At 66.0% G+C, this 6,642-nt stretch carries 7 protein-coding genes and 2 pseudogenes; 4 read left to right on the forward strand and 5 right to left on the reverse strand.

The genetic code is table 11. The features are described from left to right. Window positions 1-22: 22 nt before the first annotated feature. From AB5S17_RS19085 to AB5S17_RS19100, 4 genes and pseudogenes are all read right to left on the reverse strand, one after another. A pseudogene (locus tag AB5S17_RS19085) lies at window positions 23-486 on the reverse strand (CaiB/BaiF CoA transferase family protein); the annotation flags it as partial. Continuing rightward, a complete protein-coding gene (locus AB5S17_RS19090) occupies window positions 486-1,157 on the reverse strand; it encodes a glutathione S-transferase family protein (protein ID WP_369242348.1) in 672 nt (223 codons plus the stop codon). The gene AB5S17_RS19090 and the pseudogene AB5S17_RS19085, both read right to left, overlap by 1 nt. A gap of 146 nt (window positions 1,158-1,303) precedes the next feature. Continuing rightward, window positions 1,304-2,101: an alpha/beta fold hydrolase gene (locus AB5S17_RS19095; protein WP_369242350.1), complete on the reverse strand. Its 798-nt coding sequence runs from the start codon at window positions 2,099-2,101 to the stop codon at window positions 1,304-1,306. Window positions 2,102-2,104: 3 nt separating this feature from the next. Next, a complete protein-coding gene (locus tag AB5S17_RS19100; RefSeq protein WP_369242352.1) occupies window positions 2,105-2,866 on the reverse strand; it encodes an enoyl-CoA hydratase-related protein in 762 nt (253 codons plus the stop codon). 144 nt (window positions 2,867-3,010) lie between these two features. On the opposite strand from AB5S17_RS19100, the gene AB5S17_RS19105 reads away from it, so the two are divergent. From AB5S17_RS19105 to AB5S17_RS19120, 4 genes are all read left to right on the forward strand, one after another. Beyond that, the gene (locus AB5S17_RS19105) at window positions 3,011-4,060 is read left to right on the forward strand and encodes an acyl-CoA dehydrogenase family protein (RefSeq protein ID WP_369242354.1); all 1,050 of its coding nucleotides are present in this window, start codon (window positions 3,011-3,013) and stop codon (window positions 4,058-4,060) included. Beyond that, the gene (locus AB5S17_RS19110; RefSeq protein WP_369242356.1) at window positions 4,057-5,250 is read left to right on the forward strand and encodes an acyl-CoA dehydrogenase family protein; all 1,194 of its coding nucleotides are present in this window, start codon (window positions 4,057-4,059) and stop codon (window positions 5,248-5,250) included. Before AB5S17_RS19105 ends, AB5S17_RS19110 begins: the two co-directional genes overlap by 4 nt. Before the next feature lie 309 nt (window positions 5,251-5,559). After that, window positions 5,560-6,030 carry a hypothetical protein gene (locus tag AB5S17_RS19115; protein WP_369242358.1) on the forward strand — a complete coding sequence of 157 codons (471 nt, stop codon included), beginning with the start codon at window positions 5,560-5,562 and terminating at the stop codon, window positions 6,028-6,030. Then, complete coding sequence (locus AB5S17_RS19120; RefSeq protein WP_369242360.1) at window positions 6,027-6,536, forward strand: hypothetical protein; 510 nt, start codon at window positions 6,027-6,029, stop codon at window positions 6,534-6,536. Before AB5S17_RS19115 ends, AB5S17_RS19120 begins: the two co-directional genes overlap by 4 nt. Here AB5S17_RS19120 and AB5S17_RS19125 read toward each other — a convergent pair. Then, a pseudogene (locus AB5S17_RS19125) lies at window positions 6,525-6,642 on the reverse strand (IS481 family transposase); the annotation flags it as partial. The gene AB5S17_RS19120 and the pseudogene AB5S17_RS19125 sit on opposite strands and share 12 nt — an antisense overlap.

The following is a 6,642-nucleotide window of genomic DNA, read 5'->3' on the forward strand; positions in this document are numbered from 1 at the left end:
CGCGGGTTCAGCGCCGTGAGANCCGCCCATGCCCTGGATCATGAAGTCGTAGGCGGCATCCTTCGCGCGCGGACCATCGGCGCCGAAGCCGGTGATCGAGCAGTAGACGAGCCGCGGGTTCAGCGCCGTGAGATCCTTCGGACCCAGCCCGTAGCGCGAAAGGCTGCCGGCCTTGAAGTTCTCCAGCAGGATGTCGCTCGTCGCGGCAAGCGCGCGCACGGCCGCCTGTCCCTCGGCGCTCGCCAGATCGAGCTCCACCGAGCGCTTGCCGCGATTGACCGAGAGATAATAGCCGGATTCGCGCGTTTCCTGCCCCTCTGCATCGGCCAGATAGGGCGGCCCCCAGCGGCGCGTATCGTCGCCGGCGCCTGCCCGCTCGACCTTGATGACGTCGGCGCCGAGATCGGCCAGGATCTGGCCGGCCCAGGGCCCTGCCATGATCCGGCTGAGATCGAGGACGCGGATGTGGGAGAGCGGGCCCGCCACTATGCCGCCTCGAAGACGAGCGGCATGACGATGTCGCCCATTGCGAGCGCGCCGTCGTCCCTGGCCTTGGATTCGGCGAGCGACGGGCGCCGGTCGAGCGCGTCGATCCAGGCGGCGAGGCGCGGATGCGCCGGCCGCCAGTTGCTCGACGCGAAGCGGAAGTCGAGCTGTCCGAGAGCGCAGGCGACGGCGATATGCCCGAGGCCGAACGGCCTTGCCTCCAGCATCGGCACTTCGGCTTCGAGCCGGGCCAGGCTCGCCCGCACCTTCGCCTCGAATGCCTGCGATATCACCTCGCTGCGCTGCTCGCCCCGCGCCATCTCGATGCGCCAGAGGAGCAGGATGTCGGTCAGCCCGTCGCCGAAGGCCTGCCAGCGCAGGCACGCGATGCGCTCTTCGCCGCCCGTCGGCACGAGCCGCTCCGGACGGTCGCCGGCAATCTGGTCGAGATACTCGCAGATGACGCGGGAATCGAACAGCGCGGTGCCGTCTTCAAGGACCAGCGTCGGGATCTTGCCGAGAGGATTGTCGGCGAGGACGTCCGGATTGGCGGCGCCGGCCATCATCACCGGCGAGCGTACGCACTCGACCCGTTCCGCCAGGCCGGTTTCCTGGAGCACGATCATGACCTTTCGCACGAATGGCGAACGCGGTGACCAGTGCAGCTTCATCAGGCTTCCTCCCCCGAAAGCGAGCGCGTCATTCGCAATGAAGTCTAGCCGCCTCGCATCAAAAGATCAATTATATAGTTTTATGTTTTATGCCGTCTCCCGCTCTGTCTGCCGGTCGGATGCACGGGAACCGAACCCCCGCGCGATCAGGCCCCGACTCCGAGAAAGTCGAGCAGCACCGCGTTGAAGGCATCGGGCTGCTCGAAATTGGGAACGTGCCCCGCCTGAGGGATGATCCCCACCCGCGCCCCCGGCACGCCGCCGAAGGTCGCCGCCATGGACGACGGCATGGCGCCATCCTCCGCGCCCGCGATCACCAGAAGCGGACAGGCGATCCGGCGGAGGACCGCTTCCTGATCGTAGTCCTGCAGCGCCGTCGCGCCATGGATGAAACCCTTAAGCGGCGTGGCCGCGACCATCCTGCGCAACGCCTCGCCCTTCGGCCCCGCCGCATTGTCCGGCTGCAGCCAGCGCCTGGCTGTGTCCTCGGCATAGCCGTCCATGCCGTGCTCCTTCGCGAAGGCGATCCGGCCGGCCCAGGTCGCGGCACCGGTCGCGGCGGTCTTCGCCTGTCCGTCGGACAGCACGAGCCGCCCGAACCGCTCCGGCCGCATCCCGTACGCGGTAAGCCCGGTCGGCACGCCCATCGACAGCCCGACGAAGGTGCAGCGCTCGATGCCGAAGTGATCAAGGACGGCATGGAGGTCGGCGGCAAGACGCGGCATGTCCGGCGCGCTTTCGCCCGGCGACGTGCGCCCATGGCCACGCTGATCGTAGCGCAGGACCTGAAACCGGTCCTTCAGCGCGTCGGCCTGCGCGTCCCAGATCGAGAGATCCGTGACGAGCGAGTTCGAGAAGACGATCCACGGCGCCGCGTGCCGGGTTCTCTCGACGCGGCAGAAGATGTCCGTTTCCGGAACCTCGACCAAGTCGTCACGAACCATTGCTCAACGCCCCTTGAAGACCGGCGACCGCTTCTCGACGACGGCCCGCGTCGCCTCGCGCGCATCCTCGGTCGCCATCAGCCGGGTGGAATAGCTCTGCTCGATTTCGTAGCCCGGCTCGACGGGCATGTCCTCGATCTCGTTCAGCGAGCGCTTGCCCATGCGCAGGCCGAGCGGCGCCTTCGCCGCGACCGTGCGCGCCATCTCCATGGCGGCGTCCATCAGCGCATCGGGCTCCACGACCTCCTGAACGAAGCCGAGCCGCCAGGCGGTCTCCGCGTCGATCGGCTGGCCGGTGAAGAACATGCGCCGCAGCCAGCCCTGCGGCAGGTGCCGCCCCATATGCGCCCCGCCGCCGCAGCGCCCGACATTGATCTCCGGCATGGCGAAGGTCGCCTTCCTCGACGCGATGCGGATATCGCAGACCGAGGCGAACACCGCGCCGGCGCCGAGCGCGGGCCCGTTGATCGCGCCGATAACCGGCACGTCGCACAGCCGCACCTGTGCGAAGGATTTGCGCACGACGGCGGCCCGGGCAGGATCCTCGTCGACGGTGGCCGCGAGAAACTCCTTCAGGTCGAGCCCGGCACAGAAGGCCCGCTCTCCGGTCGAGGTGAAGATGACGACATTGACGTCGTCACGCCGCCCGACCGCCTCGAACAGGGCGCCGAGTTCTTCATAGAGCGCGAGCGTGACGGCATTGACCGGCGGGTTGTTCAGCCGGACCACTGCAATGTGGTCGGCGACCTCGAATTCGATCGGCATGCGGCCCCTTTCCCCTCTCATCATCGGTTATGCTAGTTTTATGTGTTATGAACGGTCGGCAGGCACCTTTCAAGCGTCTTGCCAGCTTGACCGCCCCTTTTAATCTAATAAGATATCATATTAGCTTTATGGGAGGAGCCCGACGTGGAAAGCTGGGTCGAAAACGCTCGCATGATCGTCGACAGCGCTGCCGCGATCGTGCCGGCCGATGGCGCCATCGCCCGCGTGCGCGCCCAGCGCTTTCAGCTGCCAGGCTTCTCGCGGGCGGTCTTCGCCGAGATGGGCGCCATGGGCTGGCTGCAGCTTGTCCTGCCCGAGGATCAGGGCGGAGCCGGCCTCGGCATGCGCGAGTGCACGGCGCTGGTTTCGGCTCTCGGCCGCGGACTGATTCCCGAGCCGATCATCGACGCCCTCTTCGCCCAGCGGCTGCTTGCCGGACGGGCGGCTCCCGAGATCATGGATGGACGCCATGTGGCCGTCGCCGGCTGGCAGGACCGTACGGACAGCCTCGACTTCGCCGGCCTCTCCTCCGCATCGGGTCGCCTCTCCGGCGTGAAGCGGCACGTCGCAGGTGGTGCCGGAGCCGACGTCTTCGCCGTGCTTGGCGCGGAAGGTGTGGCGATCGTCCCTGCCGATGCCGACGGCCTGCAGATCGAGACGGCGGCGCTGCAGGACGGCACCTTCGAGGCGACGTTGACCTTTCGGGACGTCGCCGCGGAATGGCTGCCCGTCGACGATGCCGACAAGGCGCTGGACGAGGCCGTCCTGTCGCAGTCTGCCTATCTCCTCGGCCTCGCCGAGCGCGGGATCGACATGACGCTCGACTATCTCAGGATCCGCCGACAGTTCGGCCGGCCGATCGGAAGCTTCCAGGCCCTGCAGCACCGCGCGACCGCCTTGAAGATCGAGCTCGAACTCTGCCGCGCCACCGTGCAGAGGACGGCGGCCCGCATCGACGCCGGCGCGCCGCCCTCGGTGCGTGCGGCTGCCGTGTCACGCACCAAGGCGCGGGCGGCCTCGCTCGCCTTCCTGATGGCGCGCGAGGCGGTGCAGATGCACGGCGCGATCGGCATAACCGAGGAAGCCGACATCGGGCTCATCGTGTCCGGGGCGATCGCGGCGGCCAACCGGTTCGGTTCGGCGCGGCTGCATCGCGGCCGGCACTTTTCGGCAAGCGAGAGGAGCGCCGCATGAGCGCGAGCCCGTCCCAAACGCCCGTCTATCCGGCTGCGGACCTGCCTGATTTCGAGGCGATGAGCGACGACGACTTTCGCGGACGCGTGCGCCGCTTTGTTGCAGACGCCTATCCCGACATTCCCCGCTTCGTCCAGCGCCGGCTGCACTGGGACGAGGTGAAGCCCTGGTACATGGCCCTGTCGCGCGCGGGCTGGATCTGCCCGACATGGCCGCGCGAATGGGGCGGTATGGCGCTCGGGCCCGGCAAGCATCTCGTCCTCATCGAGGAGTTTGAGCGCCACGGCTGCGCCCGTGTCCACGACATCGGTCCGGTGATGCTGGGACCGCTGCTGATGAAATACGGCACTGAAGCGCAAAAGGCGTTCTACCTGCCGCGGATCCTCTCCGGCGAGGATATCTGGGCGCAGGGCTACAGCGAGCCAGACGCCGGCTCCGATCTAGCCGACGTGCGGACCGAGGCCGTGCGCGATGGCGAGGAATGGGTGATCGACGGGCAGAAGACCTGGACGACGCTCGGGATGGACGCCAACCGCATCTTCATCCTCGCGCGCACCGACAAGACGGTGAAGAAGCAGGCCGGCATCAGCTTCCTGCTGGTCCCGATGGACGCCGCGGGCATCACCGTCCGCCCGATACGCAATCTCGAAGGCCATGCGGAGTTCTGCGAGGTCTTTTTCGACGCCGTGCGGGTTCCCGCCGACAGCCTCGTCGGCGAAGAGAACCAGGGCTGGGCGATCGCCAAGGCGCTGCTCGGGCACGAGCGGGTGTTCATCGGCGCACCGCGGCTGTCGGGGAACGCGCTCGCGCGGCTCCGCCATCTCGCCGAGGCCCGCGGCGTCTTCGGCGATCCGGCGCTGCGCGACCGCTACACGCGGCTGAAGATGGATGTCGACGACCTCGCCGATCTTTTCGAGACCTATGTCGACAAGCTGCGCGGCGGCGAAGCGATCGGTCCCGACGTCGCCATGCTCAAGATCTTCCAGAGCGAACTCTACCAGCGCATCTCCGAGGAGATGATGGAACTTGCCGGAGAGAGCGCGGCCCTGCGCGAGCCGGAGGGCGGCGACCCGAAGCTTCACGCCGCCGGAACCTGGCTCGCCGCCCGCCCCACCACCATTTTCGGCGGCTCGACCGAGGTGATGCGCAACATGATGGCCCGCTACGTCCTCGATCTTCCGCCCGGCTGACTGGCTCAACCCGTCCTCGGATACAGCTACGGTCTAGCCCGACGTCGGAAGCGAGTACGACATCTATCCCCACTACCGAAGGATTTCCTTTCCATCCGTCGGACCCGTCCTGTTGAGAAGGAGATGGGCCGACTTCAGACTGGCGGCTTTCGTAAAGGAAAGCTAGAGAACCGACATCTCGCTTAGCAACCTGCCACTCGTTGTAGCGCCCCTTCAGACGCAGACGAGAGTGCTTCCCCGAGGGCGGAGCTATACGAAAATCGAAGCGTTGCATCTTGCGTATTTTCCTGTCGTTTGCGACAAGCATTCATGTCGCTGCAAACGATTCAGTTTACGCAGGAGCAAGCGCGCGATCTCGCCCGCGTATCGCCGGGTGAGGTACGCGCATGGCGCAAGGCAGTGAGCTATCTGGCCGCCAAGCCGGGCAAAGCGGCCCGTTTTACCTTTGCAGACATTCTAGGACTGGCAATCACGCGGCGGATCACCGGCGACTTCCATGTTCGCATCAGTGATATCGGGCACAGTATGGACGCGCTTTTTCGCGCCCTGTCAGAGGCTCGTCCCTCTGAGCTTGAGGGCTCTATCGCTTTGATTGACGCCCAGACGGCGCGATTGGTAGCCGGATCGGACCTTGACGCCAAGCAGCTTAAAGATCCGACTTTCGTTGTTCCTTGCGACCAGCTCATCCACGATTTGAGCCAGAGAGTGATGCCGCTTGCCCCCGCTTCGGCGCAAGCGGCTCTGCCCTTCGCGCCCCAGATGGTGAAGACGGGACGATGACTAACGCGGCCCTTCAACAAGTCCTGTCGGCGACCGGCTATATGGCCGAAGGCGAAGCTGCGCCGGGCGTTCTATTGGGTGACGAAGCGCGCTTGAGCCGCCGAGGCCGATCCTTCACACCTGATGCCCTGTGGCGCGGTCAGTCTTCGCTGACGGTCTATTTCAAGTTCACTTCGAGCCCGCCTGCCGAGGCGGATTTGGCCGCTTGGCGTCAGGAGATCTGGAATGAGGGTTTCGCGCCCCTACTCTGGATCGTGTCGCCGAATCGCATCGATCTCTATAACGGCTTCGGTCGCCCGCGGCCGGAGGCCGATCCGGCCCAGAACCGTCTCGCAACCTTCCTTACGATCGCATCCGAACTGGAGGAACTCGACGCGCTTGCTGGCCGCTTCGCCATGGAGACCGGGCAGTTCTGGATCAAAACGAAGCAGGTGGATCGCAAGACCGCAGTCGATCAACAACTGCTGTCGGACCTTGCCGTGCTCGAAAGGGACCTAGTTGTTTAGTCCCGGTATGTGATGGGTCGGATCGTTTGTGAATCGTTCGGGCTCTTCTGTCCAGCATCGGACGACATGCTCGAACGGCGTGAGGCCTCTTAGGGTCTTCAGTCGT

The sequence above is a fragment of the Jiella sp. M17.18 genome (genome assembly GCF_041027365.1).
GTDB lineage: Bacteria > Pseudomonadota > Alphaproteobacteria > Rhizobiales > Rhizobiaceae > VKMB-3413.